The sequence below is a fragment of the Kluyvera cryocrescens NBRC 102467 genome (assembly GCF_001571285.1).
Classification (GTDB): domain Bacteria; phylum Pseudomonadota; class Gammaproteobacteria; order Enterobacterales; family Enterobacteriaceae; genus Kluyvera; species Kluyvera cryocrescens.
In genome coordinates, this window is sequence record NZ_BCTM01000036.1 from 1 (window position 1) to 18,384 (window position 18,384).

Below are 18,384 nucleotides of genomic sequence, written 5' to 3' on the forward strand. Positions count from 1 at the left end.
CTTTACAGGGATGTTACCTCGCGCCCGACCCGAAAGCCGCAAGGCATAAGCTGAGGGCACCGCGAAGCGGCGATTCTGCCGCCAGAGCGCGGGGGTGCAGGGGGCGGCGGCGATTGGCCGCCCCCTGCGTGCTCCTTGCGCCGTTCGGATTATAGGGCGCGAGATGAATAAGGAGCGCAACCGGCTGGGAGCTGAACGGAATCTTTCACCATTCTCACCAGCATCAGACAAAGACAAAGACAAAGACAAAGACAAAGACAAAGACAAAGACAAAGACAAATTTACCCAGCTTAACTTTTCATCAACAGTGCGCCTTAAGCGCCGCAATATCTTTCGGCGTCGTGCGACAGCAGCCGCCAATCAGCTTTGCCCCTGCCGCCAGCCACTGCGGCAGATAGCCCTCCAGCGTGGCACAGGCCTCACCGTGGTGATGCCAGGTCTTGGTTACTGCATCGTAGTGCTCACCGGAATTCGGATAAACCACCAGCGGCAGCGGCGTCTGGCTGTGCAGATAACTCAACGCGTCCACGGTATTTTCCAGCGCGATGCAGTTAATCCCTACCGCCAGAATCTGCGGATAGTCGGCAAGAAACGCCAGCACATCGCGCAGCGGCGTGCCGTCACTGAGGTGCTGCGAGTCGCGTAGGGTAAACGAGAACCACGCTTGCGCCACCGGATACTCGACCAGCAGCTGTGCCAACGCGCGAATTTCGTCGAACGACGGCAGCGTTTCGCAGGCCAGCAGATCGGCCCCCGCCTCCAGCAGCGCGTCAATACGCGGACGGTGGAAATCCTGGAACACCTGCGCGCTGCGCTGATAATCACCGCGATATTCTGAACCGTCAGCCAGATAGGCGCCGTAAGGCCCTATCGAGCCGGCAATCAGTAGCCCTTTCGCCGCCGGATTCTCTGCCCGATAAGCATCGCGAGCCTGGCGCGCCAGCTCTACGCTTCGGGCAATCAGCGCCCGCGACTGCGTCTCATCAAGCCCACGGGCAGCAAAACCCTCCGGCGTCGCCTGATAGCTGGCGGTAATCGCCACCTGGGCACCGGCGCGGAAGTAGTCCAGATGCACGTCGTAAATCAGCTGCGGATTTTCCATCAGCACTTTCGCCGACCACAGGCTGTCCGCCAGGTCACAGCCCCGCGCCTCCAGCTCCGTCGCCATCGCCCCATCCAGCAGAACGAACGGGCTCTCAGCCAGGATGGCGGTTAAAGGATTATTCTGCGGCATGCTGCGGCTCCTGTTGAGGTTGGCGTGAACGCGTTAAATAGTAGGCACCGTAGCACAGCGCCACAAACGGCAGCCCGCACCATAGCGCAATCCGCTGCGAAGGGTCAAAGGCCAGCCCCACACAGGCGACCAGGCACAGAACAAACCCCAGCACCGGCACCAGCGGATACCACGGCGCACGGTAGTGCAGTTCGCTCAGCGCTTTGCGCTGCTGAAGATGACGGCGGCGGAAGACGAAGTGCGAGGCGCAGATGCTTATCCACACCGCCACCACCGCGAAGCCGGAAATCGCCGACAGCGCGACAAACACCGTGTCCGGCGCAACGATGCTGGAGAACAGCGCCAGCAGGCCGCCAAGCATACTGACCGACAGCGCCACCAGCGGCACGCCGTTTTTGTTGAGCTGCGAGAAGCAGCGCGGCAAGGTGCGTTCGTTGGAGAGCGACCACAGCATGCGCCCGGAGGCATACAGCCCAGAGTTAGCCGCGGAGAGAATCGCCGTCAGGATCACAAAGTTAAAGATATCGGCCGCATACGGAATCCCGACTTTCTCAAACACCAGCACGAATGGGCTTTTCTCCACCCCTGCCTGCTGCATCGGGATTAGCGCCGCCAGCACAAACACGGTGCCGATAAAGAAAATAATCAACCGCGCGATGGTGGTACGGATAGCCACTGGAATCACCTTGTGCGGGTTTTCCGTTTCACCGGCAGCAATGCCGATAAGCTCGGTGCCGGAGAAGGCAAAGTTTACCGCCACCATGGTCATCAGAATCGGCAGGCCGCCATGCGGGAACCAGCCTTCAGCGGTGATATTGCTGAGCCCCGGCGCCGGCGAACCATCCTGCATCGGGATAAAACCAAAGATCGCCGCACCGCCAAGAATAATAAACGCAATGATGGTAATCACCTTCACCAGCGAGAACCAGAACTCCCCTTCGGCAAAGAAGCGGGTGGAGATAACGTTAAGGCCGAAAATCAGCACGCAAAACAGCAGACACCAAATCCACACCGGTACCTGAGGGAACCAGTACTGCATACAAAATCCGGCGGCGGTAAAGCTTGAGCCAAGCGCCACCGTCCAGGTCAGCCAGTAAAGCCAGGCCACGGTATAGCCGGTTGCCGGGCCGAGATAGCGCGCGGCGTAGACGTGGAAAGCGCCGGTTTCCGGCATCGCCACCGACAGCTCGCCAAGGCACTGCATCACCAGCCAAACCACCAGCGCGCCGATAAGATAGGCCAGCAGCGTGCCCGCCGCGCCTGTCGTCGAGATGATATAGCCGGTATTAAAAAACAGCCCTGTGCCAATAACGCCACCCAGCGACAGCATGATCAGGTGGCGAGTTTTCATGGTGCGCTTTAATTGCCCACCTTGTTGTTGTGTTGTGTCTGTGTTTTGCATTATTACCTTCTAAACGTATAGACATCTAAACATCCAAATAAGAAAGCAGTTATACAACGATCGTTAGCAATATGCAAAACGGCAGCGGTACCAAAAATGGGGAATGGCAAAGCAAAACGGCCCTCAACCTGAATAGGCAGAGGGCCGTTGCGAGAAGTGACGTCTCAGTAAAGAACAGACTACTCGTCGAAGAACCAGTACCCCTGGTTAATTAGCTCGGTCAGTTCGGCGATGAACGCCGGATTTTGCAGCGCCTCACCGAAATGGGTTTTATCCAGCTCGGTATAGCGACACAGCGCATCGGCCGCCCGCGGCTCAACGCTTTCCAGACGTTCGCTGTTGATAAAGAAGCTGCCGCCCACGTTTAGCACGCGCAGGCCGTTGAGGCGACGCAGAATCTCACCGTCTTCCAGCGCCGCGGCCACCTCTTCGGGCTCAAACGGCGGCTCCGCAGGCGCAACATCCAGCTCATGGCGCGGGGTAGAAGCAAAGCTGCCGAACCATTGTTTGAAATCGTTAGGCTGACGGATCATATCGATCATCAGGGTGCGCAGGCGCTCCAGCTCATACTCTTCGACTTTTCCCGCGTGTTCACGACAGGTTAAATCCGGATCGGTGTAGTACTTCTCGCCGAGATCGTTTTCCAGCACGTAGTCAGCGAAGCTGCTGATCAGTTCGCGACCGTTCGGCCCACGGAAACCCACGGAGTAGTTGAGCGTCGCTTCATAGGTGAAACCGTCGTGCGGGAATCCTGGCGGAATATACAAAATATCACCCGGCGCCATTTCCACGTCGATAATCGGCGTGAACGGCTCAACGTGCAGCAGCGCCGGATGCGGGCAGTGCTGTTTTAACGGCAGCGCATCGCCCACGCGCCAGCGACGGCGCCCCATCCCCTGAATAATAAACACGTCGTACGGATCGATATGCGGGCCCACGCCGCCGCCCGGCACGGAGAAGGAGATCATCAGATCGTCCAGGCGCCAATCCGGCAGAACGCGGAACGGGCGTACCAGCTCTGCGGAAGGCTCGTGCCAATGGTTCACCGCCTGCGCCAGCAGCGACCAGTTGTTTTCGCCTAGGTGGTCAAAGCTTTCAAACGGCCCGTTGCTGGCGGACCAGACGCCATCGATATGGCTCACCAGGCGGCTGTCGACTTCCATCTCCATCGCCAGACCGGCCAGTTCATCCGGCGTAATCGGGTCGATAAAGTTCGGCAACGCGTTCTTTAATACCACCGGCTGCTTTTGCCAGTATTTTTCTAAAAATTCCGGCCAGTTAAGGTTCAGTTGATAAGCCATGATTCATACCGTGAGTGGAGAAGTAGGCTTGATTATAAAGAGGGCTCCCAGCACCGCGCCTTGTGATGAATCAATTGCCGATGCGGACTTATGAATCGCATTCATAGCGGCATCCGGTTTTGCCGGATTATTCGCGCCAAATAATCAGGCTATCCTATAGGTCATCAACACTGCCCGACGGAAAACTATGATTCACTCATCGGCGCGCGCGACGCCCGCCCACGGCAATCCTCACGGTTTGCTTTTTGTCGTCATACTCAGCGCCTTAATGGCCTTCACTTCACTCTCAACCGACATTTATCTTCCCGCCATGCCCGCCATGGCACGCGATCTCAACGGCAACGTCGAGCTCACTATCACCGGTTTCTTAATCGGTTTTTGCATCGCACAGCTGATCTGGGGGCCGCTCAGCGATCGCTTAGGCCGCCGTCTGCCGCTGTTTATCGGTATTGGCCTGTTTATTATCGGCTCGGTCGGCTGCGCGCTGTCTACCAGCATCAGTCAGATTGTGTTCTGGCGCGTGTTTCAGGCGCTGGGCGCCTGCACCGGCCCCATGCTGGCACGAGCGATGATCCGCGATCTGTTCAGCCGCACTCGCGCCGCGCAGATGCTTTCTACGCTGATATTGATGATGGCCATCGCCCCGATTGCTGGGCCGCTGATCGGCGGTCAGATGATCCTTTTTGCCAGTTGGCATCTGATTTTCTGGCTACTGGCGCTTATCGGGATCGTCATGTTTATTATGCTGTTTTGGCTACCAGAAACCCTGCCGCTCGATAAGCGCGAGAAAGCCTCGCTGGGCGGTGTTTTCAGAAACTACGGCCTGCTGCTGACCAACGTGGCGTTTATGCGCTATACGCTATGTCTGACCTTCTACTACGTGGCGATCTACGCTTTTATTACCGGTTCGCCGTTTGTCTATATCCGCTATTTTGGCGTTGAAGCGCAGCACTACGGCTGGCTGTTTGCCCTTAACATCGTGGGCGTGATGGTGATGAGCGTGGTCAATCGCCGCATCGTGCAGCGCTACGCGTTGGAGACGTTATTGAAAGTGGCGACCAGCGTGGCGGGAGTGGCCGCACTGGTGCTGGCGGCCGGGGCATGGTTCCAGGTCGGCGGGCTGATTCTGATCGTTGCCGCTATCTTTATTCTGTTCTCGATGAACGGCATCATTGCGGCAACCTCCACGGCCGCGGCGCTGGATGCCGCTCCCAACGTCGCGGGCTCAGCTTCAGCGCTGATTGGCGCATTGCAGTATGGCAGCGGGATTATCTCCTCGCTCATGCTGGCAATGCTCAGCGACGGCACGCCGTGGACAATGGCGTGGGTGATAGCGCTATTTACCTGCGCCAGCACCGCCATTGCCCTGACGGCGCGTCCTAAGGTCGCAGCGTAATTACGCCACCTCTACCCGGTTGCGTCCCCGCTGTTTTGCCTGATACAGCGCCGTATCGCTGCTACTGATAAGCTCAGCACCGATATCGGCGTGACTCTGAATACTGCACACAAACTTCGGCGAGTCCCAGGTCATAACGCCAAGGCTGATGGTGAGGATACCGCTAATCAGGCTGGTTTTATGCTCAATTTCCAGCGCCATGACCCGCTCACGCAGGCGTTCAGCCACCGTGCGTGCGCCTTTGGCGTCGGTATCCGGCAGCATAATTAAAAACTCTTCTCCGCCGTAGCGGCTGACGCAATCGCCCGGCCGCAGCGCCCCCACCAGCGCCTCCGCGACCGCACGCAGCACACGGTCACCCGCCTGATGGCCGTAGGTGTCGTTATAGTGTTTGAAGAAATCAATATCCGCCATACACAGCGACAGTGAAGTGCCTTCGCGCTGCGCACAGCTAATTTCGTAGCTCAGACGATCGTCCATATAGCGCCGGTTAAACAGACCGGTGAGATGATCGCGCTCGGCGTATTGCAACAAAACCTGATTGGCGCTGGCGAGCTGTTGCTCCGCCAGTTTACGATCGGTAATGTCCATCCACGCAGCCGAGATCCCCGCCGCGTTCCCACCCGCGTCGTACACCGGCAGCGGCTTGATGTAAAAATAACGGCCGTAATAAAACACCTCTTTGCTGGTCAGCTCTTCACCGCTGTCAATGCGAATAAAATCCTGCTGAAACAGTAAATGCCATTCCGGCATGATCGCTTTGAGGTATTTTCCCACCAGCGTCTCTTCTGATTCGCCGACAAGCTGTCCCATCGCTTTATTCGCTTTGGTCAGTTGGCCGCTGCGGTTGATCACGCACAGTGCCAATGGCGTGTTCTGGTAAATAGACTCAAGCTGCAGCACCCGCTCGCTCAGCTGCGTGATGTCACGGTCGATACCGCGATAGCCACAAAGCACGCCGTTATCATCAAACAGCGGGATACCGCTGGTTTCAATCACCACCACGCCGCCGTCGGCGCGCTGGTTGCGGTTAATCATGCCGGAGAAAGGTTGCTGCGTAGCCAGAACCTCACTAAAGACGTTCTTTAGGCGCTCAGCTTCATCCGGTGCCATAAAATCAAAGGGTGTGCGGCCTAATACTTCTTCCGGCGTATAGCCAAGCTGGTTTTTAACCACGTCGGATACCCAGACGTAGCGGCCTGCCGCGTCCACTTCCCACACCCAGTCGGTGTTGTGGTGTAAAAGTTCCGCCAGCCTCTGTGAATCGCCTCTATTCCCTTGCGCGAGCTGCTTATCCATTGCTGTTCGTCCTCTTCCATTTGCTGACTGGTGGTCAATAAACAACCAATAGGTCAACCGGAGTTGAATGACCTGTTATTTAGTGACCACAAGTACTTTAACAATTTGTGCTGCCAGGATACTTTATAACAAAATATAGGAGGCATGCCTGTGATTTCAATTAAATATTTATGCCCTGGATGCAACGGAATTACCGAAATATCCAATATTGAGAATATTAAAAATTCACAGGAAGCATATCCTCTGGCATGTCAGGCCTGTGGCACGGCCTTTAGCAAGGCGGCGTTGGTTAAATTTGCCAAAAGCAAAGCCGAAGAGATGATTATTGAAGCACTTGCGACACTGCCTAAAAAACCGAATAAATAAATAAACCAACCCTCTATTAAAATAATCGCTACGGAATCATAAATATTATTTTGTCACTCTCAGAGATGATCTCATCATCTTTTATCAGTAGATCTCATCCTGCCGGCCAGCAGCAATTAACGCGTTGGATTCAGGCACAATAGTGCAAAAAAAGGGGCGGCCAATTTGACCACCCGTGGGATATTTTTCCGCCCGCCGAACGCTTACGCTAACGCTTCGGCCTCTAGCATAACCGGGTGAAAGCGGCGCTTAAAATAGATAAGCCCATGCCCCTCTTCTTCCCCCAGCGCGATATTCTGGATCTCCACCAGATAGACCAAATGGCTGCCAATGGTCTGCACCTGGCGAATTTCACCTTCAAGGCTTGCCAGCGCGCCGTGCAGCACCGGCTGGGCTAATGCCCCGCGCTGCCAGCCGCTGAGGCTAAAGCGCTCGTCCATCGCCATGCCGGTCATTCCGGCGAAATGGCGCGCCATGATCTCCTGATCGTGGTTGAGCACGTTAATGCACAGCTTGCCGTTGCCCTGGAAGACGGGGTTCATGGCGCTGTTGGCATTGATACAGACCATCACCGACGGCGGTGAATCAGTGACTGAGCACACGGCGGTGGCGGTGATCCCGCAGCGGCCGGCTTCACCCTCGGTGGTAACGACGTTAACCGCGGCCGACAGGCTGGCCATCGCATCGCGAAAACGCAGGCGTTGTTCATCTAATTGCATTGTGACCTCCCGCTGCGAATCACTTCAGCAGCTTATCCAACAGGTTAATATCAGCATGGTTGTGCAGGTGCGGCACCGTCCAGCCGTGCTGGTCGTATTCCGACAGGCAGCGGTCGACCATCGCCATCATTTTGTCCATGTTGCCGGAGGTCTGCGCCTGGCGCAGGCACTGCAGGCGAATCTCATCCTGGCTACCGGAATAGTTAATTTCATACAGCTCGTGACGGCCGCCAAACTCACTGCCGATCGCATCCCACATCAGTTTTAAAATCTTGATGCGTTCGACGTGATCCATCCCGTTGGAGCCGCGAACGTACTTCGCCAGATACTGATCGATCTGCGGATTGTTGAGATCGCGAGCGCTCGACGGCAGGTAGATCAGGCCGCTGGTGACGTTACGTTCAATGATGTTTTTGATCTTGGCATAGGCCATCGGCGCCATCACTCGATAGGTTTGCAGCGCTGCGTGATCCGGCAAATAAGCCCCGTTAACCCACGGCGTCGCTTCCGAGCACATCGAGTCACTGAGCGCCCAGAACATGTTACGCCAGGCCACCACTTCGCCAAGATCGGCCTGTACGCCGCGGAATTCGAGAGTGCCGGTGCACTCCAGCGATTTCTTCAGCAACGCGGTAATAAAGTCGAGTTTTACCGCCAGACGCACGCACGCCTGCAGCGGATACATGCGGGCGAAACCGCCTTCCATCGTCCAGCGACGGCAGCGATCGAAATCACGGTAGATCAGCACGTTCTCCCACGGGATCAGCACCTTGTCCATTACCAGGATCGCATCATTCTCGTCAAAGCGGCTGGAAAGCGGGTAGTCATATGGCGATCCGGTGGCCCCAGCGACCAGTTCGTAGGAGGCGCGGGAAATCAGCTTCACTCCCTCGGCGTCCATCGGTGCAACGAACATCAGCGCGAAGTCCGGGTTTTCCCCCATCACCTGAGCCGAGCCGAAGCCAATCATGTTGTAGTGGGTCAGCGCCGAGTTGGTGGCGACCACTTTGGCACCGCTGACGATAATCCCGGCATCAGTCTCTTTTTCCAGCTTGATATAGACATCTTTCACTTCATCGGCTGGCTTATGGCGATCGATAGGCGGGTTAACGATGGCGTGGTTAAAGTACAGGCCGGTTTCCTGAATGCGTGAATACCAATGGCGGGCGTTTTGCTCGAACTGGCCGTAGAACGCCGGGTTGGCACCCAGTGCGCTACCGAAAGCGGCCTTATAGTCCGGAGTGCGTCCCATCCAGCCGTAGGAGAGGCGTGACCATTCGGCGATGGCGTCGCGCTGCTGGCGCAGATCATCGGCACTTTTCGCCACGCGGAAGAATTTGTGGGTGTAGCCGCCGCTTCCGGTATCGGTATTCCAGCACAGCTTATCCTGCATATCCGGTTTGTGCAGCGCGTCGTACAACTGCGCAACGGATGCTGCCGCGTTACGGAACGCCGGATGCGTGGTGACATCTTTCACCCGCTCACCGTAGATGTAGATCTCACGGCCATCCTGCAGGCTTTTCAGGTACTCTTCGCCGGTTAACGGGCGCTTGGTGTCTGCGCGGAAATCTTCAGGTTTCATAAGGTACACTCCAGTATTTTTTCGGATTTGTTAAATTTATGTTTTGTTTTTGTTCCGTAATTGAAGCGTTTGAGCGGGTGTTCGTGAAGGGACGTTTGCGACAACAGCGGGTACTTTTCAGGCGAGGTTAGGTTCTGTGATCTGGGCGAGGTTTAGCGGGTAATCCCCACTCACTCCTGCCCTCTCTCCATTGGAGAAAGCGAGAAACGTGCTCAAATCGGTCCCCTCTCCCCGATGGGGAGAGGGTTAGGGTGAGGGGAAAATTACGACACCGGAATCTGGCTGGCGCGAAACGCACTTGGGGAACATCCGACTAAGCGGTTAAAAAAGCGGGCAAAATAGGCTGGATCCTTAAACCCTAGCTGCCAGGCAATCTCGCTCACCGTACTATCGGAAAACAGCAGCAGCCTTTTGGCTTCCCGCAGTTGGCGATCAAAGATCAGTCGCTTCGGTGGCCGATTGGCAAAACGACGGCAGATATCCGTCAGCCGCGATTCGGTTAGATGCAGTTCGCCCGCATAGTCCGGTACCGTCCAGTGACGATGATAGTGATTGTCGATCATCTGGTTAAATCGCTGGAACAGCTTCAGCTCGCCGCGCACGCCGCTCCCCGCGTGATCATCCAGCGGAGCGTTACGCAGCAGCAGCGTAAACACCGCCTGCGCCAGCAGTACCAGCGTGTGCTCGCGCCCCGCCAGCTGCGACGTTGACTCGCGCTGAATCAGCCGCCAGTAGTGCGCCAGCGCCGCCAGCTCATCCGGTTTATCCGCCAGCGACAGGCACATCCCCGGCAGGCCAAACGCCTCCCGGGTACCAGGGTACAGCACCTCCAGCAGCGGCCAGATCAGATCCTCGCGCACCGTCAACACATGCCCGTCGCTGTCCGACTCGGTGATAAAGGCGTGCGGTACCGAAGGCGGCGTCAGGACAAACAGCGGTGCCTGTACCGAATAGCGATGATCGTCGAGCTGGAGCTCGATCTGCCCGGTATCAAGAAAGTGCATCTGGAAAAACTGGTCGTGGCGATGCGCCTGCATATCGCGGCCAAAGAACTCGGCCATCCGGGCAAAAGACTGATAGTGCACGTCTTTGCTGCCCAGGCTCTCTTCATACTCGGTGCTGATATCGATATTGGTAATCGTCTGCTGACACATAGCGCCCCTCCTAAGGCGTCGCCCGCGGACGGGACGATTTCATTGGAATAAGCCAAACCACCACCGCCCCCACGACCAGCAGCGCAGCGACAAACCACAGCCCGCTGTTAAAGCTGCCGGTGATATCCTTCAGCCAGCCGATCATAAACGGACTCAGCGCCGAGCCAATGTTGCCGGTGGCGTTGATCACCGCAATGCCGATCGCACGCGCACGCAGGCTGATCGATTGATCCGGGGTAGTCCAGAAGATCGCCATCGCGCTGAAGGAGCCGGTGGAAGCCATCACGATCCCCAAAAGCTGTACAAGACTGTGGCTCGTCGCCGACGCCAGCAGCCAGCCGGCGGCGGCAAACAGGAACGGCAGCGCCGTATGGTGCTTACGCTCCTGATGCTTATCGGAATGACGGCTCCAGTAAATCATCCCAAGAATGGTGCAAATCTGCGGGATCGCCGCCAGCAGGCCAATGGTGATATTGCTGCTGCCCTCGTTAAAGCTCTTGAGGATCTGCGGCGTCCAAATACTAATCGCGCTCAAGGTGTTGGTCAGACAGAAATAGGCCAGGGTGTACATCATCACGATGGGTGTGAACACTTCACGCCACAGACTGCGCTGCTGCATCGCATGATGGCTGATGGCCCCTTCCGGCTGCACCAGCGTCAGGCGGTCGTTATCCATCATCTCCTGTAGGCATTTTTTATCCTCGTCGGTCAGCCATTTGGCTTTCGCCGGAGAGTCATCCAGCCAGTACCAGACCATCACTCCCAGCAGCACCGCCGGGAATCCCTCCAGCAGGAACAGCCACTGCCAGCCGCGCAGGCTGAGCATGCCGTCCATCGACAAAATGTAGCCGGAGACAATCGAACCCAGTGCGGTCGTCACCGGCATGGCAATCATAAACAGCGCATTGGCGCGGGCGCGGAAAAATGCCGGGAACCAGTAGGTTAAATAGAGCAGGATACCGGGCAGGAACCCGGCTTCGGTGATGCCCACCAGCATACGCAGCACGTACAGGCTTTTAGGCCCGACGGCAAACATGGTGGCGGTAGACGCGATCCCCCACAGTACCATAATGGTGGCTATCCAGCGGCGCGCGCCAACGATGCTGAGCATCACGTTGCTGGGAATGCCGAAAATCACGTAGGTGGCGTAAAACAGCGTGGTGGCGAGGCCAAACATGGTGGCGTTGAGGCCGAGATCGGCCCCCATCGTCAGCCCGGCAAAGCCGATATTGATACGGTCTAAAAACGAGAAGATAAACAGCACAAACAAAAACAGCACCAGGCGGCGAAACAGCTTATTGATAACCGACTGCTGGCCTGCCGTTAGCTGCTTGTGCTGGTCAGCAGGATTGCGCTGCTCCGGGATGGCAGATGATGTGTCGCTCATGGCTATTCCTCTAATGGGATTTTTTGTAGGGTACGACAACTTTTTGCCGGACGGCGGCGATGCCTTATCCGGCCTGAGGTTTGCTTTTACGCTAAAGCGCTGGCGGTAAGTCAGGCATTAATAGACGCCCGACTCGGCGGCAGATACACCGGCGCCAAAGCGGGCCGCCAGCGCTTCCGCACCGCGCGCCAGCAGAGTGGTATCAACGCCGACGGCGACAAACAGTGCCCCCAGCTCGAGATAGCGTTTTGCCAATTGTTCATTGGCCATCAGAATGCCCGGCGCTTTCCCCGCCGCCCGAATCTGCACGATGGCTTTCTCAATCGCCGCCTGCACTTCCGGATGCTGTGGATTGCCGGCAAAGCCCATATCCGCGCTGAGATCCGCCGGGCCGATAAACACGCCGTCAACGCCTTCCACATCGAGGATTTGCGCCAGATTGCTCACCGCTTCACGGGTTTCAATTTGCACCAACACGCACATCGCCGCGTTGGCCTGATGGAGATAATCAGGAATGCGATTCCAGCGCGACGCCCGCGCCAGCGCGCTACCGACGCCGCGAATGCCCTGCGGCGGATAACGAGTCGCGGCCACGGCGGCGCGCGCTTCATCGGCGTTTTGCACCATCGGTACCAGCAGAGTTTGCGTACCCACGTCGAGCAGTTGTTTTATCTGCACCGGATCGTTCCACGACGGGCGGACTACCGGCTGACTGGGATACGGCGCCATCGCCTGCAGCTGCGTCAGCACGGTCTGAACATTGTTCGGCGCGTGTTCGCCATCGATCAGCAGCCAGTCAAACCCCGCCCCCGCTAACAGCTCGGCGCTATAGCTACTGGAGAGCCCCAGCCACAGGCCAATCTGCGGACGCCCGGCCTGAATGGCTTCTTTAAAACGGTTCTTCATCATGACGTTATCCCTTATACAAAGCGGCAGCTGATGGAGCCCATGTTGCCGTAGTCAACGTGGAAGGTGTCGCCCTTGCGCGCCGGAACCGGCCGGGTGAACGAGCCGCCGAGAATAATTTGCCCCGCCTCAAGCTGGACGTCGTAAGGTGCCAGCTTATTGGCCAGCCACGCCACGCCGTTGGCCGGATGGTTAAGTACCCCGGCGGCCACCCCGGTTTCTTCAATGACGCCGTTGCGGTAAAGCAGCGCGGAGATCCAGCGTAAATCCAGCTCGTCGGGTTTAATTGGCCGACCGCCGAGGATCACCCCTGCGTTGGCGGCGTTGTCGGAAATCGTGTCGAACACTTTGCGCGGACGCTGGGTTTCCGGATCAACGTTATGGCTGCGGGCATCAATCAGTTCCAGCGCGGGGATCACGTAGTCGGTGGCGTTGTAGACATCAAACAGCGTGCAGTTCGGGCCCCGCAGCGGCTTGGCCAGCACAAACGCCAGCTCCACCTCAATGCGCGGTACGATAAAACGGTCGGTAGGAATATCGCCGCCGTCGTGGAAAAACATATCGTCGAGCAACGCGCCGTAGTCCGGTTCGCTGATCTGCGAACTAGCCTGCATCGCTTTCGACGTCAGACCAATTTTGTGCCCCTTGAGCGTACGGCCTTCGGCGATCTTCATCGCCACCCATTCACGCTGGATGGCGTAGGCGTCTTCAATGGTGATAGTCGGATAATCCAGAGACACCGCGCGGATCTGCTCGCGCTGCTTTTCGGCCTGATTCAACCGCTGGGCGATCAGGGTATGGGTCTGTTTATCGAGCATAGTGATTCCTGTGACGGTGTTTTCCCCCGCTCCCTATAGTGGCGAGGGGATTGACCGCGTATGTGTTTTCCCCCTCTCCCCAAAGGGGCGAGGGGCCGCCCGTGACGGGATTATTTAAATAACGCGTGAACGTTGTTTTGCTTGTAGTTCAGCGTTGGATGCAGCTCGTCGAGCTCAAACGACAGCGCCAGGTAGCGGCTGTCCATCAGCGCGGCAAAGTGGTTTTTAATCAGCGCAAACAGCATTTCCCCCACCTGCTCACGGCTTTCGAGGCTGCGTCCGCTGCCGATTTTTAGCGTCATATGCACAAACGCGTAATCGTGCTGGCCATCGGCCATCTGCCAGGTGTCCAGCCAGTGCGCGCGGCTGCGGATGCCGCCAAGCGGGAAAATCCCCGTGTCGGCCAGTGCGGCGTTCACTTTGGCAAACAGCCCTGGCAAATCGGCCTGCTCGCGGATGTTGTCGGTGCATTCAGCAATAAAGTGCGGCATGGTTGCCCTCAGGCTGGTAGCGGGAAAATTGCGTTCACCTGCCCGGTGCCGGAGCTGGCGAACAGGTCGGTGACGAACTCCACCTTGCCGTCGTATTTATCCCAGCCCAGCATCCCTAGCAGCATCACGGTGTCGTGCATATTGCCTTCGCCGTAGCAGTAGTCGGCATACTCCGGCAGCATGGTGCAAAACTCCTTGAACTTGCCCTCGCGCCACAGTTTGACCACCCGCTCATCCATCTGATGATCGAATTCACGGGTGTAGCTGTTCATCCCTTCTTCCGCTCGCTGATCGTCAATAAAACGGTGCGACAGCGAGCCGCTGGCGAAGACGGCTACGGTGCCGTCATATTTTTCAATGGCTTTCAGAATGGCTTCACCCAGCCGGCGGCTGTCGGCAAAATCGTGTACCGTACAGAAGGCGGAAATCGACACCACTTTGAAATGTTTGTCGCTGTTCATGTAGCGCATCGGCACCAGCGTGCCGTACTCCAGCTTCAGGCTCGGGATATTGTGCGCTTTAGCACGCACGCCCAGCTTCACCGCCTCATCGGCAATCAGCTGCCCCAGTTCGGGGTTGCCGTCGTAGTCGTAGGTCATGTCACGAATAAAGTGCGGCAGCTCGTTGCTGGTATAAATCCCCTTAAAGCTCTCCGCGCAGTTAATGTGATAGGCGCTGTTCACCAACCAATGGGTGTCGAAAACGATGATAGTATCGACGCCCATTTCCCGGCAGCGCTTGCCGATTTCAATATGCCCGTCAATCGCCGCCTGGCGGCAGCCGAAGTTTTTCCCGGGAATTTCTGAGAGATACATTGATGGTACGTGAGTAATTTTTGCCGCTAACGCTAACTTGCCCATATCACACTCCCCATTTCGGGATTGGATGGTCGCCCATAGAAATACAGACGTTCTTCATCTCCGCGAACACCTCAAAGCTGTATTCGCCGCCTTCGCGCCCGGTGCCGGAGGCCTTCACCCCACCAAACGGCTGACGCAGATCGCGCACGTTCTGGGTATTGACGAACACCATTCCAGCCTCGATACCCCGCGCCAGGCGCAGCACTTTGCTGATGTCCTGAGTCCAGATGTAGGACGCCAGGCCGTACTCGATGTCGTTGGCCAGACGCAGCCCTTCCGCTTCATCTTTGAACGGCAGCAGGCAGGCCACCGGGCCGAAGATCTCTTCTTGTGCCACGCGCATGCGGTTATCGACATCCGCCAGCACCGTAGGACGCAGGAAGTTGCCGTTACGCAGATGTGCGGGTAAATCGGTCGGCTTTTCCGCGCCCCCCGCCAGCAGGGTCGCGCCCTCTTCAATCCCCAGACGGATATAGCCGGAGACTTTTTCCCAATGCTGCTGACTAATCAGCGCCCCGACCTGGGTGTTCGGGTCGGTCGGGTCACCGACGCGCAGACGGTTGGCGCGCTCGGCAAAGCGTTTGACGAACTCCGGGTAGATGCTCTGCTGAATAAAAATGCGCGAACCGGCGGTGCAACGTTCGCCGTTGATCGAAAAGATGGTGAACAGCGCGGCGTCCAGCGCCCGCTCAATGTCAGCATCTTCGAAAATCAGTACCGGCGATTTGCCGCCCAGCTCCATGGAATACTTTTTCAGCCCAGCGTTTTTCATGATGTTGCGACCGGTGGCGGTACCGCCGGTAAACGACACCGCGCGCACGTCGTGATGACGCACCAGCGCGTCACCGGCGCTTGCGCCGTAGCCCTGCACCACGTTCAGCACCCCAGCCGGAATACCGGCTTCCAGCGCCAGCTCGCCCAGGCGATCGGCGGTCAGCGGCGACAGCTCGGACATTTTCAACACCGCCGTGTTGCCCAGCGCCAGGCACGGCGCAACCTTCCAGGTGGCGGTCATAAACGGCACGTTCCACGGCGACACCAGCGCGCACACGCCAACCGGCTGCACCAGCGTGTAGTTGAGCATCTTGTCGTCAACCGGGTAGGTTTTGCCGTTCATCTGCTGGCACACTTCAGCGAAGAATTCGAAGTTATGCGAGGCGCGTGGGATCAGCACGTTTTTCGTCTGGTGAATCGGCAGGCCGGTATCAGCAGTTTCCATCGCCGCGATTTCCGGCACGTTCTGGTCAATCAGATCCCCCAGACGGCGCATCAGGCGCGCACGCTCTTTCATCGGCAGATTGGCCCATTTCGGGAACGCCTCTTTCGCTGCCGCCACCGCCTGATTCACTTCAGCTTCACCGCCGGAAGCCACTTCCGCCAGCACCTCACCGGTTGCCGGGTTGGTGGTGTGGAAGTAGTCATTACCGGCAACGTTTTTACCGTTGATCCAATGGTTAATCTTTTTCATTACGCATTTCCCTCACTGACAATTCGGTTCACCAGGCGCCCTACGCCCTCCACTTCCACCACCACTTCATCATCCGGTACCACGTCGGACAGCCCTTTCGGCGTGCCGGTGGCAATCATGTCGCCCGGTTGCAGCGTCATAAACTCGCTGAGGTAGGCGATTAAAAATGGAATGCTAAAAATCAGATCGGCGGTAGTGCCCTGCTGGCGCAGTTCGCCGTTGACGAAGGTACGCAGCGCCAGATTGTGCGGGTCAGGAATCGCCTCCTTCGGCACCACATCAGGGGAAATTGGCGTCAGGCCGTCGCGGCTTTTCACCCGCAGATTCGGGCGGTAGTAGTTTTCAAGATAATCGCGGATAGCGTAGTCGTTACACACCGTGTAGCCCGCCACATAGTCCATGGCCTGTGCTTCACTGACCTTACGCGCGGTTTTGCCGATGACCACCACCAGCTCCGCTTCGTAGTGCATGTACTCAACGTTGTTTGGGCGTACCGACGTTTGTCCATCACCGGTCACCGTGTTGGGGGCTTTGATAAACACCAGCGGCTCTTCCGGCGGCTTAAACTCCAGCTCGCTGGCGTGATCGGCATAGTTGAGTCCGAGGGCAAACAGCGTGTCGTGACGCTGCGGATGCGCAACGGCCGCGGTTCCACTGTCAACGATAGTCGGGTTTTCCAGCGCGGGGAAACCGTCCGCCAGCACCCGCACGTGGTCGCCAGGCTTGAGCGCTACGCGGGCCTGCGGCGTTCCCAGCAAAATGACGTCGCCGGGGGTCAACGTGGCGAATTCGCTTAACGCGCTCAGCAGTTCGGCGGCGCTGCGCTGCAGATCGGCGGTGCTCCAGCGGTCAACGTCACGGCCGTTGATTTGGGTCGTAATGGTCAGGTTATCGACGTTCTCGATAGCCACTGTTTCCCCCAATGGACAAAAGCCGTCGCGGCATTTGGCCTTGATGGCCGGGCGATAAAAGCTCTCCTCCGCCAGGCTCACTTCGTTGGCCAGCGCATAGCCGGCGATATAGTGTGACGCATTTTCAACCGTCACCTTAGACGCCGTTTTGCCTACCACCAGTGCCACGGTCGCACCGCTGTATACCGTTTCCCCCTGCGGCAGCGGGATAGGCTCGCCGCCGCCAATCACGGTGTTATGCGGTTTGATAAACCACACCGCCGTTTTGGGCGGCGTCTTATAGGGGCCCTGCTCAAACGCCTCGCGCCAGGCATCAAGCTGGCTGCGATGGTTGAGCGCCACGGCGAAAACGGTACCTTTCATGAACAGCTCCTTAGCGAAAACTTTTTCATTAACATATTAATGATCTGTTTTATGCCTCAGCTGGTTATTTAGCAAACACAAGTCAATTATTTGTGATCAAAATAACAATAATTTTACACATCGTTAAATTAACCAATAACTATCAAATAGTTAATTACAATCAAACAAGTTAACCATCGGTTTCATGAAAAATTGACTGTCGATAAAAACAACATTGTTATATTGTTCATATATTAATAATGAGAGGTATGCGGAGGCATAATGCATGATTCTTTAACCATCGCGCTGATGCAGGCGCGCGAGGTGGCGATGACCTACTTCCGCCCAATAGTGAAGCAGCACAATCTGACCGAGCAGCAATGGCGCATCGTTCGCGTCCTGGTCGAGACCCCGTCAATGGACTTTCATGAACTGGCCGCCGCCACCTGTATTTTGCGTCCCAGCCTGACCGGCATTTTGACCCGCATGGAGCGCGACGGCCTGGTGCTGCGCTTAAAGCCGGTTAACGATCAGCGCAAGCTGTACGTGTCGTTGACCAAAGAGGGATACGCGCTGTATGAGCGCGCGCAGGCAAAAGTCGAAGAGGCTTATCAGCAGATTGAGCAGCGATTTACGCCGGAGAAAATGCAGCAGCTCACGGCGCTGCTTCATGAGTTTATAAAGCTAGAAAAGTAATTATATCATCACCTTAACGGCATCACTTTTATCCGTGTGATGCCGCCACCCT

At 57.0% G+C, this 18,384-nt stretch carries 17 protein-coding genes; 3 read left to right on the plus strand and 14 right to left on the minus strand.

All coding sequences use genetic code 11. The features are described from left to right. Positions 1-301: 301 nt before the first annotated feature. The 3 genes from mmuM to KCR01S_RS19985 form a co-directional block, all read right to left on the minus strand. Positions 302-1,234, minus strand: a complete 933-nt coding sequence (gene mmuM / locus KCR01S_RS19975; RefSeq protein ID WP_061284765.1) for a homocysteine S-methyltransferase — start codon at positions 1,232-1,234, stop codon at positions 302-304. Continuing rightward, positions 1,221-2,636 (minus strand): S-methylmethionine permease, encoded by a 1,416-nt coding sequence (mmuP, locus tag KCR01S_RS19980; RefSeq protein WP_061284766.1) that lies wholly within the window; start codon positions 2,634-2,636, stop codon positions 1,221-1,223. Before mmuP ends, mmuM begins: the two co-directional genes overlap by 14 nt. A 179-nt stretch (positions 2,637-2,815) precedes the next feature. After that, a complete protein-coding gene (locus KCR01S_RS19985) occupies positions 2,816-3,937 on the minus strand; it encodes a ribosomal protein uL16 3-hydroxylase (RefSeq protein WP_061284767.1) in 1,122 nt (373 codons plus the stop codon). Between the two features lie 187 nt (positions 3,938-4,124). Here KCR01S_RS19985 and KCR01S_RS19990 point away from each other — a divergent pair, with 187 nt between their 5' ends. Further along, complete coding sequence (locus KCR01S_RS19990) at positions 4,125-5,333, plus strand: multidrug effflux MFS transporter (protein ID WP_061284768.1); 1,209 nt, start codon at positions 4,125-4,127, stop codon at positions 5,331-5,333. Here the strand turns inward: KCR01S_RS19990 and KCR01S_RS19995 are convergent, their stop codons facing one another. Further along, positions 5,334-6,632, minus strand: coding sequence for a sensor domain-containing diguanylate cyclase (locus tag KCR01S_RS19995; RefSeq protein ID WP_061284769.1), 1,299 nt, complete (start codon positions 6,630-6,632; stop codon positions 5,334-5,336). A gap of 144 nt (positions 6,633-6,776) precedes the next feature. Here KCR01S_RS19995 and KCR01S_RS20000 point away from each other — a divergent pair, with 144 nt between their 5' ends. Beyond that, positions 6,777-6,998, plus strand: a complete 222-nt coding sequence (locus tag KCR01S_RS20000) for an ECs_2282 family putative zinc-binding protein (protein WP_061284770.1) — start codon at positions 6,777-6,779, stop codon at positions 6,996-6,998. A gap of 203 nt (positions 6,999-7,201) precedes the next feature. Here the strand turns inward: KCR01S_RS20000 and KCR01S_RS20005 are convergent, their stop codons facing one another. The 10 genes from KCR01S_RS20005 to hpaG all read right to left on the minus strand — a co-directional run bounded on the left by KCR01S_RS20005 (position 7,202) and on the right by hpaG (position 17,657). Beyond that, positions 7,202-7,717: a 4-hydroxyphenylacetate 3-monooxygenase reductase subunit gene (locus KCR01S_RS20005; protein ID WP_052284992.1), complete on the minus strand. Its 516-nt coding sequence runs from the start codon at positions 7,715-7,717 to the stop codon at positions 7,202-7,204. 19 nt (positions 7,718-7,736) lie between these two features. Further along, positions 7,737-9,299: a 4-hydroxyphenylacetate 3-monooxygenase, oxygenase component gene (gene hpaB / locus KCR01S_RS20010; RefSeq protein ID WP_061284771.1), complete on the minus strand. Its 1,563-nt coding sequence runs from the start codon at positions 9,297-9,299 to the stop codon at positions 7,737-7,739. A gap of 263 nt (positions 9,300-9,562) precedes the next feature. After that, the gene (hpaA, locus tag KCR01S_RS20015; RefSeq protein ID WP_061284772.1) at positions 9,563-10,453 is read right to left on the minus strand and encodes a 4-hydroxyphenylacetate catabolism regulatory protein HpaA; all 891 of its coding nucleotides are present in this window, start codon (positions 10,451-10,453) and stop codon (positions 9,563-9,565) included. 10 nt (positions 10,454-10,463) lie between these two features. Continuing rightward, entirely contained in the window at positions 10,464-11,840 is a 1,377-nt protein-coding gene (hpaX, locus tag KCR01S_RS20020) for a 4-hydroxyphenylacetate permease (RefSeq protein ID WP_061284773.1), read from the minus strand. 117 nt (positions 11,841-11,957) lie between these two features. Further along, positions 11,958-12,746, minus strand: a complete 789-nt coding sequence (gene hpaI, locus KCR01S_RS20025; RefSeq protein ID WP_061284795.1) for a 4-hydroxy-2-oxoheptanedioate aldolase — start codon at positions 12,744-12,746, stop codon at positions 11,958-11,960. Between the two features lie 14 nt (positions 12,747-12,760). Continuing rightward, a complete protein-coding gene (gene hpaH, locus KCR01S_RS20030; RefSeq protein WP_061284774.1) occupies positions 12,761-13,564 on the minus strand; it encodes a 2-oxo-hept-4-ene-1,7-dioate hydratase in 804 nt (267 codons plus the stop codon). A 110-nt stretch (positions 13,565-13,674) separates the two neighbouring features. Next, complete coding sequence (locus tag KCR01S_RS20035; protein WP_061284775.1) at positions 13,675-14,055, minus strand: 5-carboxymethyl-2-hydroxymuconate Delta-isomerase; 381 nt, start codon at positions 14,053-14,055, stop codon at positions 13,675-13,677. An 8-nt stretch (positions 14,056-14,063) separates the two neighbouring features. After that, complete coding sequence (hpaD, locus tag KCR01S_RS20040) at positions 14,064-14,915, minus strand: 3,4-dihydroxyphenylacetate 2,3-dioxygenase (RefSeq protein ID WP_061284776.1); 852 nt, start codon at positions 14,913-14,915, stop codon at positions 14,064-14,066. A 1-nt stretch (position 14,916) separates the two neighbouring features. Continuing rightward, entirely contained in the window at positions 14,917-16,383 is a 1,467-nt protein-coding gene (gene hpaE / locus KCR01S_RS20045) for a 5-carboxymethyl-2-hydroxymuconate semialdehyde dehydrogenase (RefSeq protein WP_061284777.1), read from the minus strand. Then, positions 16,383-17,657, minus strand: coding sequence for a 4-hydroxyphenylacetate degradation bifunctional isomerase/decarboxylase (hpaG, locus tag KCR01S_RS20050; RefSeq protein ID WP_061284778.1), 1,275 nt, complete (start codon positions 17,655-17,657; stop codon positions 16,383-16,385). The genes hpaE and hpaG overlap by 1 nt, the downstream gene beginning before the upstream one ends. Positions 17,658-17,918: 261 nt before the next feature. Between hpaG and hpaR the strand changes: the two genes are divergently transcribed. Further along, positions 17,919-18,332: a homoprotocatechuate degradation operon regulator HpaR gene (gene hpaR / locus KCR01S_RS20055; RefSeq protein ID WP_061284779.1), complete on the plus strand. Its 414-nt coding sequence runs from the start codon at positions 17,919-17,921 to the stop codon at positions 18,330-18,332. The last annotated feature ends 52 nt before the right edge of the window (positions 18,333-18,384 follow it).

What these genes read in the sequence shown, in the direction of transcription:
- KCR01S_RS20000 (WP_061284770.1), top strand. Translation starts at nt 6,777, where the DNA reads ATGCCTGTGATTTCAATTAAATATTTATGCCCTGGATGCAACGGAATT.
- KCR01S_RS19985 (WP_061284767.1), bottom strand. Translation starts at nt 3,937, where the DNA reads ATGGCTTATCAACTGAACCTTAACTGGCCGGAATTTTTAGAAAAATAC.
- hpaI (WP_061284795.1), bottom strand. Translation starts at nt 12,746, where the DNA reads ATGAAGAACCGTTTTAAAGAAGCCATTCAGGCCGGGCGTCCGCAGATT.
- hpaG (WP_061284778.1), bottom strand. Translation starts at nt 17,657, where the DNA reads ATGAAAGGTACCGTTTTCGCCGTGGCGCTCAACCATCGCAGCCAGCTT.
- mmuM (WP_061284765.1), bottom strand. Translation starts at nt 1,234, where the DNA reads ATGCCGCAGAATAATCCTTTAACCGCCATCCTGGCTGAGAGCCCGTTC.
- hpaH (WP_061284774.1), bottom strand. Translation starts at nt 13,564, where the DNA reads ATGCTCGATAAACAGACCCATACCCTGATCGCCCAGCGGTTGAATCAG.
- hpaX (WP_061284773.1), bottom strand. Translation starts at nt 11,840, where the DNA reads ATGAGCGACACATCATCTGCCATCCCGGAGCAGCGCAATCCTGCTGAC.
- KCR01S_RS19990 (WP_061284768.1), top strand. Translation starts at nt 4,125, where the DNA reads ATGATTCACTCATCGGCGCGCGCGACGCCCGCCCACGGCAATCCTCAC.
- hpaD (WP_061284776.1), bottom strand. Translation starts at nt 14,915, where the DNA reads ATGGGCAAGTTAGCGTTAGCGGCAAAAATTACTCACGTACCATCAATG.
- mmuP (WP_061284766.1), bottom strand. Translation starts at nt 2,636, where the DNA reads ATGCAAAACACAGACACAACACAACAACAAGGTGGGCAATTAAAGCGC.
- KCR01S_RS20005 (WP_052284992.1), bottom strand. Translation starts at nt 7,717, where the DNA reads ATGCAATTAGATGAACAACGCCTGCGTTTTCGCGATGCGATGGCCAGC.
- KCR01S_RS19995 (WP_061284769.1), bottom strand. Translation starts at nt 6,632, where the DNA reads ATGGATAAGCAGCTCGCGCAAGGGAATAGAGGCGATTCACAGAGGCTG.
- hpaE (WP_061284777.1), bottom strand. Translation starts at nt 16,383, where the DNA reads ATGAAAAAGATTAACCATTGGATCAACGGTAAAAACGTTGCCGGTAAT.
- hpaR (WP_061284779.1), top strand. Translation starts at nt 17,919, where the DNA reads ATGCATGATTCTTTAACCATCGCGCTGATGCAGGCGCGCGAGGTGGCG.
- hpaB (WP_061284771.1), bottom strand. Translation starts at nt 9,299, where the DNA reads ATGAAACCTGAAGATTTCCGCGCAGACACCAAGCGCCCGTTAACCGGC.
- KCR01S_RS20035 (WP_061284775.1), bottom strand. Translation starts at nt 14,055, where the DNA reads ATGCCGCACTTTATTGCTGAATGCACCGACAACATCCGCGAGCAGGCC.
- hpaA (WP_061284772.1), bottom strand. Translation starts at nt 10,453, where the DNA reads ATGTGTCAGCAGACGATTACCAATATCGATATCAGCACCGAGTATGAA.